General features: G+C 67.2%; 20 protein-coding genes. 8 read left to right on the top strand and 12 right to left on the bottom strand.

Going from position 1 to position 22,249, the window contains the following annotated elements:
* The first annotated feature begins 389 nt into the window (after positions 1 to 389).
* A complete protein-coding gene (locus ABH900_RS09425) occupies positions 390 to 1,622 on the top strand; it encodes a porin (RefSeq protein WP_429622624.1) in 1,233 nt (410 codons plus the stop codon).
* A gap of 83 nt (positions 1,623 to 1,705) precedes the next feature.
* Here the strand turns inward: ABH900_RS09425 and nth are convergent, their stop codons facing one another.
* Genes nth through ABH900_RS09440 form a run of 3 tightly spaced genes read right to left on the bottom strand, consistent with a single transcriptional unit; the run spans position 1,706 to position 3,538 of the window.
* Positions 1,706 to 2,398, bottom strand: a complete 693-nt coding sequence (gene nth, locus ABH900_RS09430; protein ID WP_429622625.1) for an endonuclease III — start codon at positions 2,396 to 2,398, stop codon at positions 1,706 to 1,708.
* Entirely contained in the window at positions 2,398 to 2,751 is a 354-nt protein-coding gene (locus ABH900_RS09435; protein ID WP_429622626.1) for a hypothetical protein, read from the bottom strand. The genes nth and ABH900_RS09435 overlap by 1 nt, the downstream gene beginning before the upstream one ends.
* A gap of 4 nt (positions 2,752 to 2,755) precedes the next feature.
* A complete protein-coding gene (locus ABH900_RS09440) occupies positions 2,756 to 3,538 on the bottom strand; it encodes an enoyl-CoA hydratase/isomerase family protein (protein ID WP_429622627.1) in 783 nt (260 codons plus the stop codon).
* A 167-nt stretch (positions 3,539 to 3,705) separates the two neighbouring features.
* Here ABH900_RS09440 and ABH900_RS09445 point away from each other — a divergent pair, with 167 nt between their 5' ends.
* The 3 genes from ABH900_RS09445 to ABH900_RS09455 all read left to right on the top strand — a co-directional run bounded on the left by ABH900_RS09445 (position 3,706) and on the right by ABH900_RS09455 (position 6,293).
* Positions 3,706 to 4,407, top strand: a complete 702-nt coding sequence (locus ABH900_RS09445) for an FKBP-type peptidyl-prolyl cis-trans isomerase N-terminal domain-containing protein (RefSeq protein WP_429622628.1) — start codon at positions 3,706 to 3,708, stop codon at positions 4,405 to 4,407.
* 174 nt (positions 4,408 to 4,581) lie between these two features.
* Positions 4,582 to 5,394 (top strand): CoA pyrophosphatase, encoded by an 813-nt coding sequence (locus ABH900_RS09450; protein WP_429622629.1) that lies wholly within the window; start codon positions 4,582 to 4,584, stop codon positions 5,392 to 5,394.
* Entirely contained in the window at positions 5,391 to 6,293 is a 903-nt protein-coding gene (locus ABH900_RS09455; protein WP_429622630.1) for a sulfurtransferase, read from the top strand. Before ABH900_RS09450 ends, ABH900_RS09455 begins: the two co-directional genes overlap by 4 nt.
* 136 nt (positions 6,294 to 6,429) lie before the next feature.
* Here the strand turns inward: ABH900_RS09455 and ABH900_RS09460 are convergent, their stop codons facing one another.
* Positions 6,430 to 6,996, bottom strand: a complete 567-nt coding sequence (locus ABH900_RS09460) for an N-acetylmuramoyl-L-alanine amidase (protein WP_429622631.1) — start codon at positions 6,994 to 6,996, stop codon at positions 6,430 to 6,432.
* Between the two features lie 72 nt (positions 6,997 to 7,068).
* Here ABH900_RS09460 and ABH900_RS09465 point away from each other — a divergent pair, with 72 nt between their 5' ends.
* The gene (locus tag ABH900_RS09465; RefSeq protein ID WP_429622632.1) at positions 7,069 to 7,596 is read left to right on the top strand and encodes a hypothetical protein; all 528 of its coding nucleotides are present in this window, start codon (positions 7,069 to 7,071) and stop codon (positions 7,594 to 7,596) included.
* A gap of 145 nt (positions 7,597 to 7,741) precedes the next feature.
* Positions 7,742 to 9,880 (top strand): bifunctional 23S rRNA (guanine(2069)-N(7))-methyltransferase RlmK/23S rRNA (guanine(2445)-N(2))-methyltransferase RlmL, encoded by a 2,139-nt coding sequence (rlmKL, locus tag ABH900_RS09470; protein ID WP_429622633.1) that lies wholly within the window; start codon positions 7,742 to 7,744, stop codon positions 9,878 to 9,880.
* Positions 9,881 to 10,049: 169 nt separating this feature from the next.
* Here the strand turns inward: rlmKL and ABH900_RS09475 are convergent, their stop codons facing one another.
* The 7 genes from ABH900_RS09475 to ABH900_RS09505 all read right to left on the bottom strand — a co-directional run bounded on the left by ABH900_RS09475 (position 10,050) and on the right by ABH900_RS09505 (position 18,621).
* The gene (locus ABH900_RS09475) at positions 10,050 to 10,379 is read right to left on the bottom strand and encodes a DUF3325 domain-containing protein (RefSeq protein WP_429622634.1); all 330 of its coding nucleotides are present in this window, start codon (positions 10,377 to 10,379) and stop codon (positions 10,050 to 10,052) included.
* Positions 10,376 to 12,010 carry a PepSY-associated TM helix domain-containing protein gene (locus ABH900_RS09480; RefSeq protein WP_429622635.1) on the bottom strand — a complete coding sequence of 545 codons (1,635 nt, stop codon included), beginning with the start codon at positions 12,008 to 12,010 and terminating at the stop codon, positions 10,376 to 10,378. Before ABH900_RS09480 ends, ABH900_RS09475 begins: the two co-directional genes overlap by 4 nt.
* Positions 12,007 to 12,321, bottom strand: coding sequence for a DUF3649 domain-containing protein (locus ABH900_RS09485; protein ID WP_429622636.1), 315 nt, complete (start codon positions 12,319 to 12,321; stop codon positions 12,007 to 12,009). The genes ABH900_RS09480 and ABH900_RS09485 overlap by 4 nt, the downstream gene beginning before the upstream one ends.
* Positions 12,322 to 12,425: 104 nt before the next feature.
* Complete coding sequence (locus ABH900_RS09490; RefSeq protein ID WP_429622637.1) at positions 12,426 to 14,651, bottom strand: TonB-dependent siderophore receptor; 2,226 nt, start codon at positions 14,649 to 14,651, stop codon at positions 12,426 to 12,428.
* A 270-nt stretch (positions 14,652 to 14,921) separates the two neighbouring features.
* Entirely contained in the window at positions 14,922 to 16,208 is a 1,287-nt protein-coding gene (locus ABH900_RS09495; RefSeq protein WP_429622638.1) for a DUF445 domain-containing protein, read from the bottom strand.
* 118 nt (positions 16,209 to 16,326) lie between these two features.
* Entirely contained in the window at positions 16,327 to 17,205 is an 879-nt protein-coding gene (locus ABH900_RS09500; protein WP_429622639.1) for a plasmid replication/partition related protein, read from the bottom strand.
* Between the two features lie 63 nt (positions 17,206 to 17,268).
* Complete coding sequence (locus ABH900_RS09505; protein WP_429622640.1) at positions 17,269 to 18,621, bottom strand: aspartate aminotransferase family protein; 1,353 nt, start codon at positions 18,619 to 18,621, stop codon at positions 17,269 to 17,271.
* A gap of 157 nt (positions 18,622 to 18,778) precedes the next feature.
* Here ABH900_RS09505 and ABH900_RS09510 point away from each other — a divergent pair, with 157 nt between their 5' ends.
* Both ABH900_RS09510 and ABH900_RS09515 read left to right on the top strand, forming a co-directional pair.
* Positions 18,779 to 20,275, top strand: coding sequence for an aldehyde dehydrogenase (locus ABH900_RS09510; protein ID WP_429622641.1), 1,497 nt, complete (start codon positions 18,779 to 18,781; stop codon positions 20,273 to 20,275).
* Positions 20,276 to 20,428: 153 nt separating this feature from the next.
* Positions 20,429 to 21,730 carry an MFS transporter gene (locus ABH900_RS09515; protein WP_429622642.1) on the top strand — a complete coding sequence of 434 codons (1,302 nt, stop codon included), beginning with the start codon at positions 20,429 to 20,431 and terminating at the stop codon, positions 21,728 to 21,730.
* Here the strand turns inward: ABH900_RS09515 and ABH900_RS09520 are convergent.
* The gene (locus ABH900_RS09520) at positions 21,711 to 22,172 is read right to left on the bottom strand and encodes a bacteriohemerythrin (protein WP_004151683.1); all 462 of its coding nucleotides are present in this window, start codon (positions 22,170 to 22,172) and stop codon (positions 21,711 to 21,713) included. The genes ABH900_RS09515 and ABH900_RS09520 overlap by 20 nt on opposite strands.
* Positions 22,173 to 22,249 lie beyond the last annotated feature (77 nt).

Genomic DNA, 22,249 nt, shown 5'->3' on the forward strand with positions numbered 1-22,249 from the left:
GGTTTCGCGCGCACCCTCCGACCGACCACGCTGTAACCGTCGATGCGCTCCGTCGGGGGAATGGCGATTGCGGCGCGGCGATCCGCGCGGCCGGCTGCGCATCTGGCAGCGACGCCAGGTCATCCACGCGACGCCATCCGGTATGCCTGCACGCCGCAGCAAGGGGGGCACGGCAGTGGCCATGGATACATCACGCCATATGCGGCAAGGGCTCGACATAGATGCCGGCACGAATGCGTCGTCCGCATGACGGCACGAAGAAACCTGTGTTTGGTGCGCAGTTTGTCATTCGACTGTCATGGTTTTAACGGAACGTTCGCAAAACGCTTGACCGGCCTGCCGGCGTGGCGTTCTGCCCAAGCCATTCCAACCCTCTGGAGAAATCCAAAATGCGTTCCCATTTGCTCGCCGCCGCGGTCGTTGCAAGCCTCGGTCTGGTCTCCGCCGACGCCATCGCAGCCCCCGCCAGCTCGGGCGTATCCCAGGCGCAGCTGCAGCAGCTGCAGGCCCAGATCGCGGCACTGCAGGCACAGGTCCAGCAGCTGCAGAACGACTCGCAGGCACTGCAGGCACAGTCCGACGCGCAGTCCGAAGTGAACATCACCCAGGCGCAGGCCCTGGAAGGTGCGCAGAAGACCCAGACCAGCGTCGACAAGCTGGCCAAGCTGGTCAATGACAACAAGATCGGCGGTCGCATGTTCTTCGACCTGACCAACATCGACAAGACCAGCAACGGCAAGGACACCGCCGCCAGCGGCAACGGTCTGGACGTCAAGCGCTTCTACCTGACCGTCGACCACAAGTTCAACGACATCTGGTCGGCCAACCTGACCACCGACTTCCAGTACAGCTCGGCCATCGGCAACACCGAACTGTTCGTCAAGAAGGCCTACGTGCAGGGCAGCTTCGACCCGGCCTTCAACCTGCGCGTCGGTGCCGCCGACATGCCGTGGATCCCGTACGTCGAGAAGTTCTACGGCATGCGTTATGTCGAGAACACCCTGACCGACCGCCTGAAGTACGGCAACTCGTCCGACTGGGGCCTGCATGGCTTCGGCAACCTGGGCAACAACTTCAACTACGCCGTGTCGGTCGTGTCCGGCGCCGGTTACAAGAACCCGACCCGCAGCAAGGGCATGGACGTGGAAGGCCGCGTGGCCTACACCCCGAACGAGAACTTCGTGGTCGCCGTCGGTGGCTACAGCGGCAAGCTGGGCAAAGAAACCGACATCCAGAGCGCCGAGAACACCTACACCCGCGCCAATGCGATGGTGGCCTACGCCGACAGCGATTTCCGCGTCGGTGGCGAGTACTTCCAGGCCAAGAACCTCAACAACGTGATGACCGTCGCCACCGACAAGACCAGTGGCTGGTCGGTGTGGGGCAGCGTGCGCGTCACCGATGGCGGTATCAACGTGTTCGGTCGTTACGATGACACCGACGTCAGCAAGACGCTGGACCCGACTCTGAGCGACAAGTACTGGAACGTCGGTGTCGAGTTCCCGGTCATGAAGAACCTGAAGCTGTCGACCGTGTACAAGTACACGCACCTGGCCAACGCCGGCGACAAGAAGAACGACAAGACCAAGGAATTCGGCGTCTGGGGCGACCTGTCGTTCTGATCGCCTGAAGCCTCATTGTCTGCAAACGGAAACGGCGGGCCTTGTGCCCGCCGTCTTCGTTTCGTCACACACCCGCGGCTGCATCACGCCTCGGCCGTGGTCTTTTCCTTGAACCGGCACAGGTCGGCGATCACGCAGCCCGGACAATCCGGCTTGCGCGCCTTGCATACATAACGCCCGTGCAGGATCAGCCAGTGGTGCGCGTCGAGCAGGAACTCGGCGGGAATGGCCTTCACCAGCTTGTCTTCCACCTCGCGCACGTTCTTGCCCGGGGCCAGCCCCGTGCGGTTGGATACACGGAAGATATGCGTATCCACTGCCATCACCGGTTCGCCGAACGCGGTATTGAGCACCACGTTGGCGGTCTTGCGGCCCACGCCGGGCAGTGCTTCCAGCGCGTCGCGGTCGCGCGGCACTTCGCCACCATGCTTCTCCAGCAGGATCGCGCAGGTGGCGATCACGTTCTTAGCCTTGGCGTTGAACAGGCCGATGGTGGCGATGTACTGCTTCAACCCATCCTCACCGAGTGCAAGGATCTTCGCCGGTGTGTTGGCCACCGGAAACAGACGACGCGTGGCCTTGTTGACGCCGACGTCGGTGGCCTGCGCCGACAGCGCCACCGCCACCAGCAGCTCGAATGGCGAGCTGTACTCCAGTTCGGTCTTGGGGTGCGGATTGAGTTCGCGCAGCCGGGTGAACATCTCCACCACGTCGGCGCGCGGCATGCTGCCACCACGCCGCACCGGTGCGCGCGCGGCCTTCTTCGTTGTCGCCATTACTGCTCCTTGCCGCTGGCGCGGGCCCTGGCCCGGGCGAGGATCGCCGCCGCCGCAGCGGGCAGCGCGGGTTTCACATCCGGCGCCGGGGCGGGCGTGCGCCGCGCATCGCGTTCGGCTTCGCGGCGTGCCAGCCGCACCGCACGGGCGCGATAGCGTTCGCGCGCGGCCCAGGCAGCGTGCAGCTGCTGCTGTGCCTGCTGCAGCCGCTGCGGGAGCTCCGGGTGGCCGGGCAGCAGCTGCTCATCGCCGGCACGGACGACATAGTCCATCAGCCCGGCCTGCAGGGCGCCATCGAGATCGTCTGCCTGGACCCGGGCGAACAGCTGCGCGGGGTTGGGTCGGGATGCCATGGCGTCAGCGGTTCTGGAAGGCCGGCGGGCGGCGCTGCAGGAATGCGCTGGTTCCTTCGCGCATGTCCTCGGTGGCGAACAGCAGGCCGAACTGCGCGCTTTCGTACTCCAGCCCTGCCTCCAGGCTGCATTCGCCGCCCACGTGCACCGCATCGAGCAGGCCGCGCAGTGCCAGCGGCGCCGAACGCGCCAGCTGGCGGGCGATGTCCTGCACGCGGGTGTCCAGTGCATCGGCGGACACTACTTCGTTGACGATGCCCAGGGCCAGCGCACGCGCGGCGTCGATCGGCGCACCCAGCAGGCACAGCTCCAGGGTGGCGGCGCGGCCGCACAGGCGCAGCAACCGCTGGCTGCCACCGAAGCCGGGCATCAGGCCGAGGTTGATCTCCGGCTGGCCGACCCTGGCGGTATCGGCGGCGATACGCAGGTGGCAGGCCATCGCCAGTTCCAGCCCGCCGCCCAGGGCAAACCCGTTCACCCGCGCGATGACCGGCTTGGGCATGCGTTCGATCCGGCGCATCAGGGCCTGGCCGAGCAGGGAGAAATCACGTCCCTGAACCGCGCTGAGTGTGTTCATCTCGGCGATATCGGCGCCGGCCACGAAGGCCTTGGAGCCGGCCCCGGTCAGCACCACTACGCGCACCTGTGGGTCGCTGGCAGCGTCGCTGAAGGCATCGGCCAGGGCCTGCAGGGTCGCGGCATTCAGGGCATTGAGCTTGTCCGGGCGCTGGACGGTCACGGTGCGGATGGCGCCGTCGTCGGCGACAGCGATCAGGGCATCGGCCACGGGGAAACTCCTGGAACGTTAAAAAATAGTGATATTGAACTCTGCGAACGCAGACAGGTCATAGCCTGCATCGTGAGTAGCGGTTACACGTTGCGCCCGTTATCCTAACCCGTCGCCTCAGGGCGGCGCAGAACGTCCCTGAGTTACCACCCCTGGAGAACTGTTTGATGAAGTTGCGTTCTATCGCGGTCGCCGTCGCGGCCCTGGCCCTGACGGGCAATGCCTTCGCCCAGGACGTTTCGTCCGAAAAGGGCAAGCTGAGCTACTACTTCGGTTACGACTACGGCAACAACCTGGCGGAGCTGACCGGTCGTGGTGAGCAGCTGGACATCAACTCGGTGGTGAAGGGTCTGCAGGACGCCTACGCCAAGAAGCAGCCGGCGATCACCGCCGAGCAGCTGAAGCCGGCCGTTGAAGCCTTCCAGAAGCGCGAGCAGGGCCGTGCCCAGGCCGCCAAGGCCGAGTACGAAAAGGCTGCTGCCGAAAACAAGACCAAGAGCGATCAGTTCATCGCGGCGAACAAGGCCAAGGCCGGCGTGCAGTCCCTGCCGAGCGGCGTCCAGTACCGCGTGATCGAAGCCGGCAAGGGTGCCAAGCCGACCCAGGCCAGCACCGTGCAGCTGGAAGTGGCCGGTCCGTTCCCGTACGGCCAGCGCCCGACCGAAGCCCGCCCGGCCCAGCAGATCCCGTCGATCAAGGTCAGCGAAGTCGAAATGAAGGCCATGCGCGAGACCCTGCTGCAGATGCCGGCAGGCTCGAAGTGGGAAGTCACCCTGCCGGCCGACCAGGCCTACGGTGCCGACCCGCGCACCCCGTTCCCGCCGAACGTGGCTGTGCAGTTCGAAATCAAGCTGGTCAGCGTCAAGTAAATCGAAGCAATTGCAGTAAACGAAACGCGCCGGTGATCCCACCGGCGCGTTTTTGTTTGCGCTGAGTGCGATCTGTAGCGCCGGGTCATGCTCGGCGAACGCGCGCAGCGCGATGCCGCCACGGGCGGCATCTTCACCCGCGCAAACCCAGCCCAATCGCGCTACTGTTGCGCAGTGCAAACAACGGAAGAAACGGCGCGTGTTGTGGCAAGCCCCTGCATCGGAGTGTGCAAGCTGGATCCGGACCGGCAGTGCACCGGCTGCGGGCGGCATATCGACGAAATCACGCGGTGGTCATCGATGAGCAACGATGAACGTGGCCGCGTCCTGCATCGCGTGCAACCGCTGCGCGCGCAGCTGCAGCAATCCCTGCGCGGCTCGCTGGCCGACCACGAGCGGCTGATGCGCGCGTTGCATCCACTGGCCGAGCCGCCGGCTGGCGATGGCTGGAACCGCAGCGAGCTGATCGACCTGTTGCCCCCGGGGCCGCCGGTGGAAGCCGCCGTGCTGGCCGGCATCGTGCCGCGCGCCAATGGCGCGCAGGTGATTCTCACCCGTCGCACTGAAACCCTGCGCACGCATGGTGGCCAGGTCGGATTCCCCGGTGGCCGTACCGAACCGGATGACCGCGATGCGCTGGCAGCCGCTTTGCGCGAGAGCCAGGAGGAAATCGCGCTCGCGCCGGGCCAGGTGCAGGCGCTGGGTTATCTCGATCCCTTCGTGACGATCACCGGTTACCGGGTCACGCCGGTGGTGGCGGTGGTGGATCCGGACTTCGTGCCGGTGCCGCAACCGAGTGAAGTGGCCGAAGTGTTCGAGGTGCCGCTGGATTACCTGATGGCGGCGGACAGCCTGCACCAGGTCGAAATCAACCATCGCGGCCGCGTCCGCCACGTCCTTGAGTATGGCTGGCCAGGCCAGCGCATCTGGGGCGCGACCGCCGCCATTCTCTACAACCTGCGACGCCGTCTGGAGCAAGTGCAATGAAGCCGATCGATCCGCCGTGGACCACCCTGGTCGATGTCGCCACCCTGGCCGCCGCATTGGGCGAAGGCGTGCGCGTGGTCGATGCGCGGGCCACTGCCAGCATCGCCGTGCGCGTGGTCGATGCGCGTGCTTCGCTGGCCGATCCGCAGGCTGCTGGTGGCCAGTACGCCGCCGGGCATATCGCGGGCGCGGTGCATGCCGATCTCAACCGCGACCTGTCCGACCTGGAGCGCGTCGGCCATGGCCGCCATCCGTTGCCCGACAGCGATGCGTTTGCTGCGACGTTGGGGCAGTGGGGCATCGCGCCCGACACCCAGGTGGTGGTCTACGACGGCAGCGACGGCAGCATGGCCGCCTCGCGCTTGTGGTGGCTGCTGCGCCTGATCGGGCACCGCAAGGTGGCCGTGCTCGACGGTGGCATCGCTGCCTGGCAGGCCGCAGGCCATCCTCTGGCCACCGGCCGCAGCGAGGTGCCGGCGCTGCCGGTCTATCCGGGCCGATTCGACACCACCCAGGTTGCCAACGCCGATGAGATCACCGCGCGGTTGAAACATGCGCCGGGTTGGCTGGTCGATGCACGCGCGGGCGAGCGTTTCCGTGGCGAGGTCGAGCCACTGGATCCGGTCGCCGGCCACGTGCCGGGTGCGGTCAACCGCCCGTTCGCGTTGAACGTGCTGGACGGCCGGCTGCGCGATGCACAGGAACTGCGCGCCGAGCTGCAGGGCGTGATCGGCAACCGCGATCCGCAGCAGGTGGTGCTGATGTGCGGTTCGGGTGTGACTGCGTGCCATCTGCTGCTGGCGATGGAAAGCGCGGGCCTGAGCGGCGCACGCGTCTATGCCGATTCCTGGAGCGGCTGGGTCAGTGACCGCACGCGCCCGGTCGCCACCGGCACCTGAGCAACGCGGGGCCGGATCGGTTTTCCTGCGGAAAACGGCTCCGAGCCTGGGTATCCGGCACATCGCAGTGAATGCTGTTGTTGTCCTTTGCTTCGGCAGTTGTCTCTGCGGGTGCAGGGCGCAGCCCTGCCGGCCATTACTCCACCGGCTGCAACGGCACCTTCGCCAGGATCCGCGCCCACGGGAACAACGGGCCCGGGTCACGCTTGCGCGCCACCGTCAGCGTTGGATCGTCGCTGGTCGGCACCTGCTCCCGGTCCAGCTGGTCATGTCCGGCGATCCGCCGCAGCGACGGATAGCGCGTCACCAGGGCCAGCAGCAGCTGCTCAAGCGCCAGCAGCTGTGCCTCGGTGTAAGCCTCGTCCATGGCCTGGTGGCGACTGCCGAACCAGTCCGGGAAACGGCCGGTATTGACCAGCTCGATGCCCAGCGTGTGCGCGTTCATGCCACGCACGTGATGGGCCACGCGCTCGGGCGCCACGTACTGCACAACGCTGCCATCGCGATCGATGTAGAAATGCCCGCTGTTGCCGGCGCCACTTTCGTACAGAACGCGCTCGCCATAGGCGCGGGCCATGGCCAGGTCAGGCAGCTCGGTGCAGTGGATCACCACCATCTCCAGCGTGGCCGGGTCGCGCAGCGGCAGGCGGTCTTGATAGGGCAGCGGCTGCAACAGCAGGCCGGTCAGGAGCGGGGTGGGCATGCGGCGATGCTAGCATTGCGGCATGAACCTGCCTTCTCTTCCGTTGCCGGCCCGTTGCCATGGGGCCGGCGCATGAGCCGCGGCCACTGCATCCTTTCCCATGGCTTCGAGAGCGGCCCGGAGGCGACCAAGGTCACCGCGCTGGCCGATGTGGCGCAGCGTCTGGGCTGGACCCACGAGCGCCCCGACTACACCGACCTGGACGCGATGAGCGAGGTCAGCCGCGTCGGGGATGTACCGACCCGGCTGCGTCGCCTGGTCGAGCGCACCGTCATTGCCGCCCGGCAGGGCCCGGTGGTGCTGGCCGGCTCCAGTCTGGGTGCCTACATCTCGGCCATTGCCTCGCTGCAGGTGCCGGTCGCAGGCCTGTTCCTGATGGTGCCGCCGACCAACATGGGCCCGATGCCGGCGCTGGATGCCGCAGCGGTGCCAACCAGCGTGGTCCAGGCCTGGCATGACGACGTGGTGCCCGCCGCAGGCGTGATCGCCTGGGCGCAGGCTCGCTCGGCGCAGCTGTTGCTGGTTGACGACGGCCATCGCCTGGAACGCCACGTGGAGGCCTCCGCACAGGCCTTCGAGCGCCTGCTGCGGCAACTGTGAAGCCCGGGCGCACGGCGCGCCCGCCCGCTTTGACTACAATGGCAGCCCCGCCGCCCCTGGCGCGGGCCTGCCGGCCGTGTCTACGGCCCTCCTTTCCGACCGGCCCGGCCCTTGCGCCGCGCCCGACCACCTGCGAACCGATCCCGTGAAATTCTTCGTCTCCTGCGCCAAGGGCCTGGAATACCTGCTTGCCGATGAACTGTCGGCCCTGGGCCTTGGCAAGGCCACTGCCACCATTGCTGGCGTCAACGCCGAGGGCGAACTGGAGCAGGCGCTGCGGATCGTGATGTGGTCGCGCCTGGCCAGCCGCGTGCTGTGGCCGATCGACGACTTCGACTGCCCCGACGAGCAGGCGCTGTACGACGGCGTGCGTGCACTGCCGTGGCACGAGCACCTCAAGCCGGAGATGACCCTGGCGGTGGATGCCCACGTGTCCGGCGACAAGATCACCCATGCCCGCTTCGCCGCGCAGCGGATCAAGGACGCCATCGTCGACCGCATGCGTGATGAAGGCCTGGAACGGCCGTCGGTCAATACCGACCTGCCGGACGTGCGCGTGAACCTGTCGCTGCGCAAGGGCCGTGCCTCGCTGTCGATCGACCTCGGTGGCGGCCCGCTGCATCGCCGCGGCTGGCGCGGTGCGGCCCACGAGGCCCCGCTGAAGGAGAACCTGGCCGCCGCGCTGCTGCTGCGCGCGCAGTGGCCGCGCCTGCACGCTGCCGGTGGTGGCCTGCTGGACCCGATGTGCGGCAGCGGCACGCTGCTGATCGAAGGCGCGCTGATGGCCGCCGACGTCGCCCCCGGCCTGATGCGCCATGGCAGCCTGCCGCCGAGCCGCTGGCTGGGATTCGACAAGGCGGCCTGGAAGGCGATCCAGAGCGAAGCGCGTGACCGCGAAGCCGCCGGCCTGGCCGCGCTGAAGCCGGTCATCCACGGCAGCGACATCGATCCGACCGCGATTGCGGCGGCACGCGAGAATGCCGAGGTGGCCGGCGTCGCCCATGCGATCCGCTTCACCCGCGCCGATGTGGCCGACCTGGCCGCGCCGGAGCAGGAGATCGGCGCGGTGGTCTGCAACCCGCCCTATGACGAGCGCCTGGCCGCCGATCCTGCGCTGTACCGCGCGCTGGGCAATGCCCTGCAGAAGGCCGTACCGCAGTGGCGCGCCAGCCTGTTGTGCGGCAACGATGAGCTGGCCTTCGCCACCGGCCTGCGCGCGGGCAAGAAGTACCAGATGTTCAACGGTGCGCTGGAGTGCGCGCTGATCGTCTGCGACCCGATCGCCGTGCCCGGTCGGGATCCGGCGCAACCGCGCGAGCTCAGTGAAGGAGCGCAGATGGTGGCCAACCGCCTGCGCAAGAACCTGAAGAAGTTCAAGAGCTGGCGTGCGCGCGAGGACATCACCTGCTTCCGCGCCTACGACGCCGACCTGCCGGAGTACGCGGCGGCCATCGACGTCTACGAGGAAGACGGCGGCAAGCGCCGCACTTTCCTGCACGTGCAGGAATACGCTGCGCCTGCAGCGATTCCAGAGAACGACGTGCGCCGTCGCCGTAACGAGCTGCTGGCCGCTGCGCGTGAAGTGTTCGGTGTGCCACCGGAACAGGTGTCGATGAAGTCGCGCGAGCGCGGCAAGGGCGGCAGCAAGTACGGCCGCTTCGAGCAGCGTGATGAGTTCATCGTGGTGCGCGAGAACAACGCACTGCTGCAGGTGAACCTGTTCGACTACCTGGATACCGGCCTGTTCCTCGACCATCGCCCGCTGCGCAGGCTGATGGCCGAGCAGGTGCGCGGCAAGCGCTTCCTCAACCTGTTCTGCTATACCGGCGTGGCCAGCGTACAGGCCGCCGTGGCCGGTGCCGCAAGCACCACCAGCGTCGACCTGTCGGCGACCTACCTGCAGTGGTGCTACGACAACCTGGCGTTGAACGGGCAGGGCGGCAACCAGCACCTGCTGGTGCAGGCCGATGCGATGGCCTGGCTGGAAGGCGACCGTGGGCAGTACGACGTGATCTTCTGCGATCCGCCGACCTTCTCCAACTCCGCACGCGCCGATGACTTCGACGTGCAGCGCGAGCAACTGAAGCTGCTGCGTGCAGCGGTGGCACGGCTGGCGCCGGGTGGCGTGCTGTACTTCTCCAACAACTTCCGCCGCTTCAAGCTGGAAGAGAACGCCATCGCCGAGTTCGCCCAGTGCCGCGAGATCACCGCGCGCACCATCGGTCCGGACTTCGAGCGCAACGCGCGCATCCACCGCGCGTGGGAACTGAAGCGGTTGGGGTAAGTCCGGGAGTGCCGGCCCGCGGCCGGCACTACCCATATCTGGCCGGTACATCCACGCCATGCGTGGATGGTTGTCCAGTAGATCCACGCCATGCGTGGATGGTTGTCCAGTAGATCCACGCCATGCGTGGATGGTTGTCCAGTAGATCCACGCCATGCGTGGATGGCGGCTACAGCACCGCCATCACCAGCCCCAACACCGGCAACGCGATCGCCAACGGCGCAATCCACGTTGGCCGGTACGGGTACAACCCGAACGACAGCGCCACGCCGCCGACGGTCATCGCCCCCAGCCACAGCACCGGGCCCATTGCCCAGCCGTGGTCGACCACGCACAGCGTGAACGCCGCCGTCAGCAGCGCCCAGCCCAACACCCGCCACTGTGTACGCCGTGCCGGTGAAGCGGCGGCCTTGCCGTGCAGATCGTGCTGGTGCTTCTCCATTGCCAGTGACAATGCGGTGAACGCGGAGAACGACAGCGTCAATGCCAGCAGCATCATGCGCTGGCCTCCGCTTCGACCGTTTCTGCAGCATCCACCGATGCCTTCGGCGCGGCCGCCGCTGCACGCTTCTTCTTTTCAGCCGCCGACAGCGGCGGCGTCCAGCGCTGCATGCGCCAGCCGCACATCGCCAGCATCGCAGCGAAGGCGATCATCGCCAGGTCCACGCTGGCCAGCACCCAGTCACCCGTGCGCAGGGTCACGCCCAGATGCGCGTGGGTGGTCAGCGCATTGACCACCGGCACCAGTGCGAATGCCGCCGCGCCGAGGTACAACTGCCAGGCCCACATCAACCGTTTCGGCCAGATGAACGCCGCCAGCAGGGCCGCACCCCACGTGTAGAAGAACACGTTGGCCTCGGCGTTGGAGCGCTCGGCGATATCCAGTGGCAGCAAGCGGTTGCCCCAGAAGTAGGCCGCGAAGGCGATCGGCAGACCTGCCACGGTGCCGATGTTCAGCGCATCGACCAGGCGCAGGCCGAAGCCGGTGCGTCCGCTCTTGGCATGCTTCGGCCGTTCCTTCACCGCCCACAGCACCACGCCGCTGGCCACCATCAGGCAGCCGACCAGGCCGGACAGGAAGAACAGTGCACGCAGGCCCCAGTCGGCGAACCGTGCCAGGTGCAGCCCGTACAGCACGCCGCGGGTGGCGGTGGCACCGCCGGAGGGCGGGGTTTCTTCCAGCAGTGCACCGCTCACCATGTCATAGCGCAGTGCCGGGGTGTCGGTGGACAGGCGCTTGCCGTCGCGTTGGCGGATGTCGATCACTGCATTGGCGGCCCCGGGGTTGGTCACGGTGAAGCCCGCCACCTCAACGCCATGCCAGCGCGCCCGCGCGGAGTCCAGCAACTGCGTGATCGGCAGCGGTGCTGCGCGGCCCTCCGCCGGTGCGCTCACCTCGGGCATGCCGCCGAAGGCCTCGAAGAAGAACTTGTCCTCATCCTGCGGGTAGGCCACTTTCACGCCCCACGGCAGGTACATGATCATCAGGGTGACGATGCCGGTGTAGGTGATCATCGCGTGGTAGGGCAGGGCCATCACCGCGCTGACGTTGTGGAAGTCCAGCCAGGAGCGCAGGCCCTTGTCCTTGCGGAAGGTGAAGAAGTCCTTGAAGATTTTCTTGTGGGTGATGACGCCGGTGATGATCGCCACCAGCATGAACATCGCGCAGAAACCCACGAGGTAGCGTGCCCACAGCACCGGGATGTAATGCAGGTCGAAATGCAGACGGTAGAAGAAGTCGCCACCGCGGGTCTCGCGGGCCTTCAATGCCTGACCGGTGTTCGGATCCAGGGTGGCATCGCCAAAGCCACCGCGGCGGCCACGGCTGGGGTCGGCCAGTTCCGGCGGCAGGCTCCAGAACAGTTGCATGGCTGGATTGCGTGGCTGCGGCAGGGTCACGAACCAGGCCTGTCCCTGCGCCGCATTGTGCTGCAGGTAGTCCACCGCACGCTGCGCGGCGACGTCGATGCTGACCTTGTTGGCCGGCAGCTCCGGGCGCATCCAGCGGCTGATTTCTTCCCGGTAGTAGCTGGCTGTTCCAGCCATGAAGATCAACAGCAGCAGCCAGCCGACCAGCAGGCCGGTCCAGGTGTGCAGCCAGGCCATCGATTGGCGGAATCCGTTCTTCATGCCCAAGCTCCCATCAGGCGCGCGATGCCTGCCATCAGCAGCGCAGGGGCCAGGATGCCGACCCACGCGCGCAGCGCGCTGCGGGTGGCGAATGCCCACAACGCGGCGCAGGCGGCCACCAGGATGGCCACCAGCATGCCGGTCAGCACGGTCTGGCCGCGCGGCCCGGGCAGCGCCACTGCACAGAACACGCTGGTGATCGAGGCCAGCGCGTAGCCGCCGAAGATCGCGGCCAGCGAGCGTGACAGCACGCCCCAGCGCGGGTTGGAGAAAAAGGTGCGGGGGCTGGCGGTTGCGGGCGAGCGGTCCACGGCATTCCTGCAGGTTTCAAGGGGAAGGCCGGCGTACGGGAGTGCGCCGGGGTTGGCCATCCATGGCCGGGTGCCGGTCGCAGAACCGACGCCATCCATCAGGTTCAGAGCTTCCAGCGCAGTGTCACGGTGACGTTGCGAGGTTCGCCCCAGAACACGCCGTCATAGAAGCCGACGCGGTTGTAGTACTTCTTGTCCAGCAGATTGTTCACGTTCACCTGTGCGGTGAAGTTCTCGTTGAAGCGATAGCCGCCGGACAGGTTGAGCAGGTAGATGTCACCCTGTTCGATCGCCACGCGGTCACGCTTGCCGGTGGTCGCAAAGGTCGCGCTTGGGCGATTGCTCAGGCTCCAGATGCCGCTCTGCCAGGTGGCACCGCCTCCCAGCCAGAAGCGGCCGTCGGCAAAGGCCGGGCGCCAGCTGGCGTTGAGCCGGAACAGGTCGACCGGGGTGGTGGTGTTCTGGCGCACGCCCAGCGCATTGCGGCTGACGGTATGGGTGAAGCCGGCCGACAGGTTCCAGCTTTCTCCCAGGCTGCCCTGCGCCTCGACTTCCCAGCCCTTGACCTTGTTGCCCTTGCCGGTGGAGCGGTAGGCACTGGCACCGCCCGGCAACGAGTTCTCAGGCACGGAGTCGTCCAGTTCGGCAACGTTGTCCTTCTGGCCCTTGAACACGGCTGCGGAAGCGTTGAGCAGCCCATTGAAGAACTCGGCCTTGACGCCGGCTTCCCACATGTCACCGACCACCGGTTCCAGGTAGTTGTTGTCCTTGTCGCGGTAGTCCTGCGGCTGGAAGATGTCGGTGTAGCTGACATAGCCGCTGAAGTACCGGTTGAAGTCATAGATGAAGCCGGCATACGGGGTCAGCGAATCGTCCGGCGTGTAGCCGCCGCGGCGGGTGCCGGTCAGGCGACCGGCGGCATCATGGGTATAGGTCCAGGTGCGCGTTTCCCAGCTGCCATAGCGCGCGCCGAGCACGGCGGTCAGCGGGTCGGCCAGCTGCAGGCGCGTCGCCAGATAGGCAGCCCGCTGGCGCAGCTCGTCTTCCGATGCCAGGTAGCCCAGCTTGGTCACCTGCAGTGGCGCGACGTCGCCGTTCCAGTTGTGCCAGTCAGGTACCTGGGTGTAACCGGCTGGATACTGGGCGGTACTCGTGTCAGGAACCTCACCCTTGCGCACCGACTGGCCGAAGCCGAACACCAGTTCGTGCTCGCGGCCGAACAGCTGGAACGGGCCGCCGACGTTGAAGTCGAACACCTGCATATCGCCGTTTTCACCGAAGCTGCCGACAAACGCGCTGATGCCGCTGCCATCGGTGCGCGGGTAGCCGGAGGCGCCATACCACACCGCACCGTCGGTCTCGCGCTTGGAACGGGTGTAGGCGGCCTTCGCGGTCCAGCCACTGCCCAACTGCTGTTCAAGGCGCGCGAAGGCACTCTTTTCGATGATCGGCCAGCTGCTCCAGCGGGCGGACAGGTTGGTCGAGCGTGGCAGGTTGGCCGGCTGGCCATCGGCCCCCCAATACGGCACCACGCCCCAGGTCACGCCCGTGGTGCGTGGCGACTGGTACTCATAGCCGGCTTCCAGCAGCGTGCTGTCGGTCAGGTCGGCTTGGACGATGCCGTAGAACACATCCTTGTCCAGCCTGTAGACATCGCGGAACGAATCGCTCTGCTGCTTGGCGGCAACCACGCGTGCGCGGATGCGGCCGTCGAGCGCGACCGGACCACCGAGGTCGGCTTCCAGGCGACGGTTGCCCCAGCGCCCGAGCGTCAGGTTGGCGTTCATCTGGAAACTGTCGGTGGGGCGCTTGCGCACGAAGTTGATGGTGCCGGATGGATCGCCTGCGCCGGTGGTCAGGCCGGTTGCACCGCGTACCACCTCGATGCGGTCGTAGATCACGCTGTCCGTGTTGGTCTTGATGTAGCCACCGAAGGTGTTGAGCATCCCATCAACCTGGAAATTGGTGATGTTGTAGCCGCGCGAGACGTAGTTGATGCGCTCGCTGTCGGTGAACGACACCGCCACGCCCGTGACCTGGCCCATCACGTCGGACAGCGAGAACAGGCCCATGTCATCCAGGCGCTGGCGGGTCACCACGGTCATCGACTGCGGCGTCTGACGCAGCGACAGCCCGAGCTTGGTGGCGGTGCTGGCCCGCTTGACCGTGTAGCTGTCGACGATATCGCCGTCGGCGGTGACCTGCACGGTATCCAGCGTGCGCGCGGAAGGATCGGCGGTGCCGTCGGCGTGGGCCAGCGGAGCGATCATCAGTGCGGTCACGGCCAAGGCCAGCAGAGTGGGGCGGGGGGAGTTCAGCGGCATTGCCATCGGTGCGATTCCATGCAGGACGAAACAGGCGATGGAATGCGCAGACGCAGCAGCCGTGCGCTCCGCGCACGTCGCCCAGCGAGTCCCATCGACGGTGCGCCACCCGCGCAGTGCGGGCGACCCGGTAGTCGGGGGATGTACACGGGCGAAGGGGCGGGTGGGTGCGTGCTTCCGTGCCCCGCTTGGCTAAGCGTACAACCGATTAGCAAATGATAGGCATTCGCATTTCGTTAATCAAGCGTGAGGGCACGTGTCCGGGCCGGGAACGCCTCAGAAGCGGAAAAGTACGGTTGCCGCGTGCAGCAGCAGACCGATCAGGCCGCCTACCAGGGTGCCGTTGAAGCGGATGAACTGCAGATCGCGGCCGACGCTCAGTTCCAGCTGCTCGACCAGATGCCGTTCGTCCCAGCTCTTGACGGTCTGCGCGATATGCGTGGTCACGCCTTCGCGCAGGCGGCCGGTGAGGCGCTGCGCGCCTTCCAGCAGGTGCTGGTTGAGCGCTTCGCGCAGCGCCGGATCGGCCTGCAGGCTGGCGCCCAGCGAGGCCAGGCTCCGCTGCAGGTGGCCGACCAGGGCCGAGTCCTCGCGTTGCAGGTCTGCGCGCAGGCTGGCGTGGATGCGCGCCCACAGACCCTGCACGTACTCCTGCAGTGCCGGGTGGTCGATCATTTCCTGCTTGAGCTGTTCGATGCGCTCGGCCAGCGCCGGGTCTTCGCGCAGGCGCTGTACGTAGTTCTGCAGCCAGGCCTCGTAGTCCTGCCGCAGCGGATGCTGCGGCTCGGCCAATACCTGCTGCAGTTCTTCCAGCACCGCGCGTGCCAGGCGTTCAGCCAGGCTGTCGCCGATCTCGTCGATCGGCTTGACCCAGTTCACCGTGCTCGACAGCGTCGGCCATTCGCGCTGGATGTAGCGCACGATCAGCTGCGAGGCGCGCTCCTTCACTTCCGGCTGATCCAGCCAGCGCCCCAACCGCTGCAGGCCCTCGTCCAGCACGCGCTGGTGGCGCCCATCGGCGGTCAGCAGGGCGAGCAGCTCACCGGCGGTGGCCGCCGCGTTCCATTGCCGCAGTTGCTGCACCACGAAGCTGTGCAGCTGCCGGCGCACGGCGGTTTCATCGAAGAAATCCAGTGCCTGCAACGCCCAACCGCGGGCCATGTCGGCAAGCATCCGCGAGCGTGCCGGGTCGGACAGCCAGCTGCCCAGGCGGCTGGCCGGATCGAACACCTGCAGCTTGGCCAGCAACACCTGCGGTTCCAGGAACTGGTCGCGCACGAACAGGGCGAGGCTGTCGCCGATGCGTTCCTTGCTGCGCGGGATGATCGCGGTGTGTGGAATCGGCAGGCCCATTGGTCGCCGGAACAGCGCGACGACGGCGAACCAGTCAGCCAGCGCGCCGACCGCGGCCGCCTCGCAGAAGGCCGAGACCCAGGCCCAGATACCGCGCTCGCCCTGCCAGTGGCTGACCGCGAAACCGGCCAGCATCAACAGCAGCAGACCCAGTGCGAGGGCTTTCAGGCGCCGCAGCTGTGCGCGGCGCGGATCATTGGCAAGCATCATGGCGGAAGTCTAACCGCCGCCGGATGAGCACCAGGTAGTGTCGGCCGCTGGCCGGCATCTGCAATGCACCGGGAACGTTCATGGGGTTGCCGGCCAGCGGCCGGCACTACCGCAGGGTTCAGAGCGCTTCCAGCTGTTTGCGCAGCGCGGCCAGCTGCGCGCGCAGGGTGTCGTTCTCGCGGGTCAGCGCGACGACGCGGCGGCGTAGCGCCGGCGCATCCTCACCCAGCTGCTCCAGCGCGGACAGTACCTCGGCATCGCGGCTGGCGATCTCGTCCTCGTCCGCTTCCTCGAAGTCCATCTCGGCCGGTTCAGGCTTCGCCGCTCGCGGCTTGCGCTTGGACTCGCGCACGCGCTTGGCGGCCTGCTTCAGTTCGTCCTTGCCACCGGCGGCGGCGGCGCGCTGCTCGTCTTCCGGCAGATCGGCCACGGCGGCGGCGGCGCTGATCGAGATCATGCCGGCCTTCACCGCCTCCACCACCTCGGCCGCGGCCTGGGCGTGGATGCGTTCGATCATGCCGACCTGGCTGGTGCTCAGCTTGGCCTCGCGCGCCAGTTCGGCCCGGCTGATCTTCGGTGCCGGTTCCCAGGGGGGGCTGTCTTCGCCGGTCTCATCGGCGACGTCGGCGGTGCCGTCGCTCTCGCGCTGCAGCTGGGCCTGCTCGACCTGCTTGCGGGCCGCCAGGATGTCGCGCTTGCGCAGTGCCAGCACCCCACGCTGGAAGTCAGAGACGCTGCGCCGGCCCAGATGCTGCTCGATCATCCACAGGTGCACGTCTTCCATGCTCTGGAAGCGGGTGTTCTGCACGGTGTTGAAGGTCAGGCCATGCTTCCGGCAGATGCCGAAGCGGTTGTGGCCATCGACCAGCACATCGCCCCACAGCACCAGCGCATCGCGGCAGCCTTCGGCCAGAATGCTGCGCTCCAGTGCGTCATGTTCATCCGCGGTCAGCGGATCGATGTAGGCCTTGAGTTCTTCTTTGACGACGATATCCATGGGCACGGCAACGAGCAGGAGCGGAACCGCCCATTGTACCCGCTCGCCGCCGCTGGCCCGGGCTCAGGCGGTGGCCCGGATCATCTCGCCCAGGGTGCCGGTGATCTGGTCGATCTGCGCCTTGTCCACGATCAGCGGCGGCGACAGCGCGATGATGTCGCCGGTACAGCGCACCAGCAGGCCACCGTCCTGGAAGCAGCGGCGGAACACTTCGTAGCCACGGCTGCCGGGTGCATCGCGGCGCGGCGCCAGCTCGACCGCGCCGACCAGCCCGAAGTTGCGGATATCGATCACGTTGGGCAGGCCCTGCAGGGCATGCAGCCTTTCCTGCCAGTACTCGCCCAGTTCGATGGCGCGCTCGAACAGACGCTCCTCGGCGTAGACCTCCAGCGTGGCCAGTGCGGCCGCGCAGGCCAGCGGATGGCCGGAATAGGTATATCCGTGGAACAGTTCGATGGCCTGTGGCGGCGCCTGCATCAAGCTGGCGTGCACGGCGTCGCTGGCCAGCACGCCGCCCAGAGGGACCGCGCCATTGCTGACCGCTTTGGCGAAGGTCAGCAGGTCCGGGGTGACCCCGAAGCGCTGCGCGGCGAATGGCATGCCGACCCGCCCGAAGCCGGTGATGACCTCGTCGAACACCAGCAGGATGCCGTGATGGTCGCAGAGCTCGCGCAGCCGTTGCAGGTAACCCGGCGCGGGCAGGATCACCCCGGCAGAACCAGCGATGGGCTCGACGAACACGGCGGCAATCGTCGAGGCATCATGCAGGGCGATCAGCCGTTCCAGGTCGTCTGCCAGTTCGGCCCCCTGCCGCGGCAGGCCCTTGCTGAACGCGTTGCGCTGCAGATCCAGAGTGTGCCGCAGGAAGTCGACACCGCCCAACTGCAATCCGAACGCCCTGCGGTTGTTGGGCAGGCCGCCCAGCGCCATGCCGCCGAAGCCGACCCCGTGGTAGGCCTTCTCGCGGCTGATGAAGCGCGTGCGCTGGCCCTCGCCGCGCTGGCGGTGGTAGGCCAGCGCGATCTTCATCGCGGTATCCACGGCCTCGGAGCCGGAGCTGGTGAAGAACACATGGTTGAGCGGGGTCGGGGCCAGTGCTGCCAGTCGCTGTGCCAACGCGAATGCCGGCGGCGAGCCCATCTGGAAGGCGGGTGAATAGTCGAGCGTGCGCGCCTGCTCGACGATGGCGTTGACGATCCGTGGCCGGGCGTGGCCGGCATTGCAGCACCACAGGCCGGCGGTGCCGTCGAGGATCTGGCGGCCGTCGACATCCTCGTAGTGCATGCCCTCGGCACGCACCAGCACACGCGGTGCCGCCTTGTACTGGCGGTTGGCGGTGAACGGCATCCAGTACGCCTCCAGTGACTCGGGGCGCTGGGTGGCCAGGTCGTGCAGGTCGCTCGCGGGATGCTTCATGCCAGCTCCGTCGGGTCCGATGCGATGAATGTAGCGCAGCTGCGTCACGGCGAAGTCGCGACGGAGGGGCGCCGGACATGGCACGGCAGCGGCGCTGCTCACGGCCGGGTCGCGGCCACACCGGTATAAACAGGGCAACCGTACCGTGGAGCCCAGCATGGCCGACTTCCCTGACCGCAGCTACTGGCAGGTCCTGTCGCAGCAGCTGTCGCTGCCTGGCCAGGCCTTCATCAACGGCCGCTACACCGATGCCGCCAGTGGCGCTCGCTTCGACTGCATCAGCCCGATCGACGGTCGCGTGCTGGGGCAGGTCGCCGACTGCGATGCGCAGGATGTGGAGCGCGCCGTGATGGCCGCTCGGCGCGCCTTCGAGGCCGGCCACTGGTCACAGGCCAGCCCGGGCCATCGCAAGCGCGTGCTGCTGGCGCTGGCTGCGCTGGTGGAAGCGCACGCCGATGAACTGGCCCTGCTGGAAACCCTGGACATGGGCAAGCCGGTGCGCGATGCGCGACGCATCGACCTGCCCGGCGTGGTGCGCTGCCTGGCCTGGACCGCCGAGGCGGTAGACAAGCTGTATGGCGATATCGCGCCGACCGGCCCGCATGAACTGGGGTTGGTCACGCGCGAAGCAGCCGGCGTGGTGGCCGCCATCGTGCCGTGGAACTTCCCGCTGCTGATGGCCTGCTGGAAGATCGCGCCGGCGCTGGCAATGGGCAATTCGGTGGTGCTCAAGCCGTCCGAGCGCTCGCCGCTGAGTGCGCTGCGGCTGGCCGCACTGGCTGCCGAGGCCGGCCTGCCCGAGGGGGTGCTGAACGTGCTGCCCGGCCATGGCGCGCGCGTGGGCGAGCCGTTGGCGCTGCACATGGACGTGGACGTGCTGGCCTTCACCGGCTCCACCGCCACCGGCGCGAAGCTGCTGGAGTATTCGGGTCGCTCCAATCTGAAGCGGGTCTGGCTGGAGTGCGGTGGCAAGAGCCCGCACCTGGTGTTCGCCGATGCCCCCGACCTGGACGTAGCGGCGCAGGGCGTGGCGCAAGGCATCTTCTTCAACCAGGGGGAGGTCTGTACTGCCGGCTCGCGCCTGCTGGTGCAGCGCTCGATCCGCGAGGACTTCGTGCACCAGGTGATCGCCTACGCCCAGCGCATGCAGCCCCGCCATCCGCTGGAGGCCGACGCACCGATGGGCGCGCTGGTCGATGCCGCGCACGTGGACAAAGTGCTGGCCGATATCACCCGTGCTGAAGGCGAGGGCGCGCGCCTGCTGTTGGGAGGCCGTCGTGCCGAGGTGGAGGCGGGTGGCTGCTACATGCAGCCCACGGTATTCGACCAGGTACGGCCGGATCAGGCGCTGGCGCGTGAGGAGGTGTTCGGGCCGGTGCTGGCGGTGCTCGGCTTCGATGATGAGGCCGAGGCGGTGCGCCTGGCCAACGACAGCCGCTACGGGCTGGCCGCCGGGCTGTGGACGCGCGATCTCGGCCGCGCCCATCGCGTCGCACGCCGGTTGCGCGCCGGCAGCGTCTGGGTGAATGGTTGGGATGGCGGTGACATGAGCGCCCCGTTCGGCGGTTACAAACAATCCGGCAACGGGCGCGACAAATCGCTGCATGCGTTCGACAAATACAGCGAGATCAAGGCCACCTGGATCCAGTTGTAGCGTCGAGCTGGCTCGACTCTACAGGATGGCGCCTGCCACCTTTCGCCACGCGGGTGGATGCGCCCGTTGGCATCGGTGTCGGCTGAAACCATCGTCCCGTAGGGCGACCGGCCCGTGGCAGAATCGAGCGATCTGCCGTTACCCGTATTGCCGATGTCGACGATCACTGCCGCCGCACCGCCCGTGAATTCTCCCCGCCGTGTCCTGCTGGCCAGCCTGATCGGCACCACCATCGAATTCTTCGATTTCTACATCTACGCCACCGCCGCAGTGCTGGTGTTCCCACACCTGTTCTTCCCGGACAGCAGCGAACAGGCGGCGCTGTTGCAGTCGCTGGCGACGTTTGCGGTGGCCTTCATTGCGCGGCCGGTAGGGTCGGCGGTGTTCGGCCATTTCGGCGACCGCATTGGGCGCAAGGCCACCTTGGTGGCCGCGCTGTTGACCATGGGCCTGTCCACGGTGTTGATCGGCCTGCTGCCGACGCATGCGCAGATCGGGCTGTGGGCGCCCGCCTTGCTGGCGCTGTGCCGTTTTGGCCAGGGCCTGGGGCTGGGCGGTGAGTGGGGTGGGGCGGTGCTGCTGGCCACCGAGAACGCGCCGCCGGGCAAGCGCGCCTGGTACGGCATGTTCCCGCAGTTGGGCGCGCCGCTGGGCTTCCTGCTGTCGGCCGGCATCTTCCTGGTGCTGGGCCGTTGCCTGAGCCCGGACGACTTCCTGCAGTGGGGCTGGCGCATTCCGTTCGTGGCCAGTGCCCTGCTGGTCGGTGTTGGCCTGTGGGTCCGCCTGAACATCCACGAGACGCCGGATTTCAAGAGGGCGCTGGAGCGCAAGGCGCCGGTACGGCTGCCGATGTTGACCGTCCTGCGCGACTACCCGGTGCCGATGTTGCTGGGTACCCTGGGGGCGTTCGCCACCTTCGTGCTGTTCTACCTGATGACGGTGTTCAGTCTCGGCCACGGCACCGCCGTGCTGGGTTACAGCCGCGAACGGTTCCTGCTGATGCAGATGGGCGGCATGTTGTTCTTCGCGCTGGGTATCCCGCTGTCGGCGCGCTATGGCGACCGCTGGGGTACGCGCCGCACGATGATCGTGGCCAGCGTGCTGATCATCGGCTTCGGCGTGCTGTTCGCACCGCTGTTCCAGCCGCACAGCCCGTGGCTGGTCACCGCCTTCCTGTGCCTGGGCCTGTTCCTGATGGGCTTGACCTATGGCCCTTGCGGCACCTTCCTGGCCGAGATCTACCCGGTGGAGGTGCGCTACACCGGCGCGTCGCTGTCCTTCAACCTGGCCGGCATCCTCGGTGCCGCGCCAGCCCCGTATCTGGCGACCTGGCTGGCCGAGCGCTTCGGCCTGGTCGCGGTCGGCTACTACCTGTGCCTGACCGCGGTGGCGACGCTGTGCGCGCTGGTGGCACTGCACCGGCGCGCGCTGCGGCTCAGCCAAAGAAGCGCTTGAGCGTGCGCCCCAGCCAGCCGCCGCCCTGGTGTTCGCGGGCGAACTGGTTCAGGTGCGCCTTGACCTGCTCGGCGTAGGCCTGGTCGTCGCCGCGGATGTGGTTGAACAGCCAGCGCGAGAGCATGGTGCGCAGCTCGTCGCTGATGTCTTCGCCGGCCTGGAAGCGCATGCGGTATTCCGATACCCGCTTGATGAAGACCTCATGCACGCGCTTGTGCGCGGCACAGAACGGGTAGCCCGCTTCTTCCATCAATTCTTCCTCGAATGCGAAGTGCGACATGGTGTAGTCCACCACCTCGTCGATCACTTCGCCCACCGCTGCACGCTGCATGCTGGCCTGGGCCACGTGCAGGTGGTTGAGCATCTCGATGATGCGGCGGTGTTGTTGGTCGATCACATCGATGCCGATGTTCAGATCGTCCTGCCAGACCAGTAGTGCCATCCCCGGCTCCCCTTCATGCGTATGTCGGGGCCGACTGTAGAGCCGCCATCCGCAGGCGGCGTTGATCTGGATCAAAG

It is taken from the genome of Stenotrophomonas sp. AN71, assembly GCF_050435725.1.
Classification (GTDB): Bacteria; Pseudomonadota; Gammaproteobacteria; order Xanthomonadales; family Xanthomonadaceae; genus Stenotrophomonas.

What these genes read in the sequence shown, in the direction of transcription:
- ABH900_RS09425 (WP_429622624.1), top strand. Translation starts at nt 390, where the DNA reads ATGCGTTCCCATTTGCTCGCCGCCGCGGTCGTTGCAAGCCTCGGTCTG.
- nth (WP_429622625.1), bottom strand. Translation starts at nt 2,398, where the DNA reads ATGGCGACAACGAAGAAGGCCGCGCGCGCACCGGTGCGGCGTGGTGGC.
- ABH900_RS09435 (WP_429622626.1), bottom strand. Translation starts at nt 2,751, where the DNA reads ATGGCATCCCGACCCAACCCCGCGCAGCTGTTCGCCCGGGTCCAGGCA.
- ABH900_RS09445 (WP_429622628.1), top strand. Translation starts at nt 3,706, where the DNA reads ATGAAGTTGCGTTCTATCGCGGTCGCCGTCGCGGCCCTGGCCCTGACG.
- ABH900_RS09455 (WP_429622630.1), top strand. Translation starts at nt 5,391, where the DNA reads ATGAAGCCGATCGATCCGCCGTGGACCACCCTGGTCGATGTCGCCACC.
- ABH900_RS09460 (WP_429622631.1), bottom strand. Translation starts at nt 6,996, where the DNA reads ATGCCCACCCCGCTCCTGACCGGCCTGCTGTTGCAGCCGCTGCCCTAT.
- ABH900_RS09465 (WP_429622632.1), top strand. Translation starts at nt 7,069, where the DNA reads ATGAGCCGCGGCCACTGCATCCTTTCCCATGGCTTCGAGAGCGGCCCG.
- ABH900_RS09475 (WP_429622634.1), bottom strand. Translation starts at nt 10,379, where the DNA reads ATGATGCTGCTGGCATTGACGCTGTCGTTCTCCGCGTTCACCGCATTG.
- ABH900_RS09480 (WP_429622635.1), bottom strand. Translation starts at nt 12,010, where the DNA reads ATGAAGAACGGATTCCGCCAATCGATGGCCTGGCTGCACACCTGGACC.
- ABH900_RS09490 (WP_429622637.1), bottom strand. Translation starts at nt 14,651, where the DNA reads ATGGCAATGCCGCTGAACTCCCCCCGCCCCACTCTGCTGGCCTTGGCC.
- ABH900_RS09495 (WP_429622638.1), bottom strand. Translation starts at nt 16,208, where the DNA reads ATGATGCTTGCCAATGATCCGCGCCGCGCACAGCTGCGGCGCCTGAAA.
- ABH900_RS09500 (WP_429622639.1), bottom strand. Translation starts at nt 17,205, where the DNA reads ATGGATATCGTCGTCAAAGAAGAACTCAAGGCCTACATCGATCCGCTG.
- ABH900_RS09505 (WP_429622640.1), bottom strand. Translation starts at nt 18,621, where the DNA reads ATGAAGCATCCCGCGAGCGACCTGCACGACCTGGCCACCCAGCGCCCC.
- ABH900_RS09510 (WP_429622641.1), top strand. Translation starts at nt 18,779, where the DNA reads ATGGCCGACTTCCCTGACCGCAGCTACTGGCAGGTCCTGTCGCAGCAG.
- ABH900_RS09515 (WP_429622642.1), top strand. Translation starts at nt 20,429, where the DNA reads ATGTCGACGATCACTGCCGCCGCACCGCCCGTGAATTCTCCCCGCCGT.
- ABH900_RS09520 (WP_004151683.1), bottom strand. Translation starts at nt 22,172, where the DNA reads ATGGCACTACTGGTCTGGCAGGACGATCTGAACATCGGCATCGATGTG.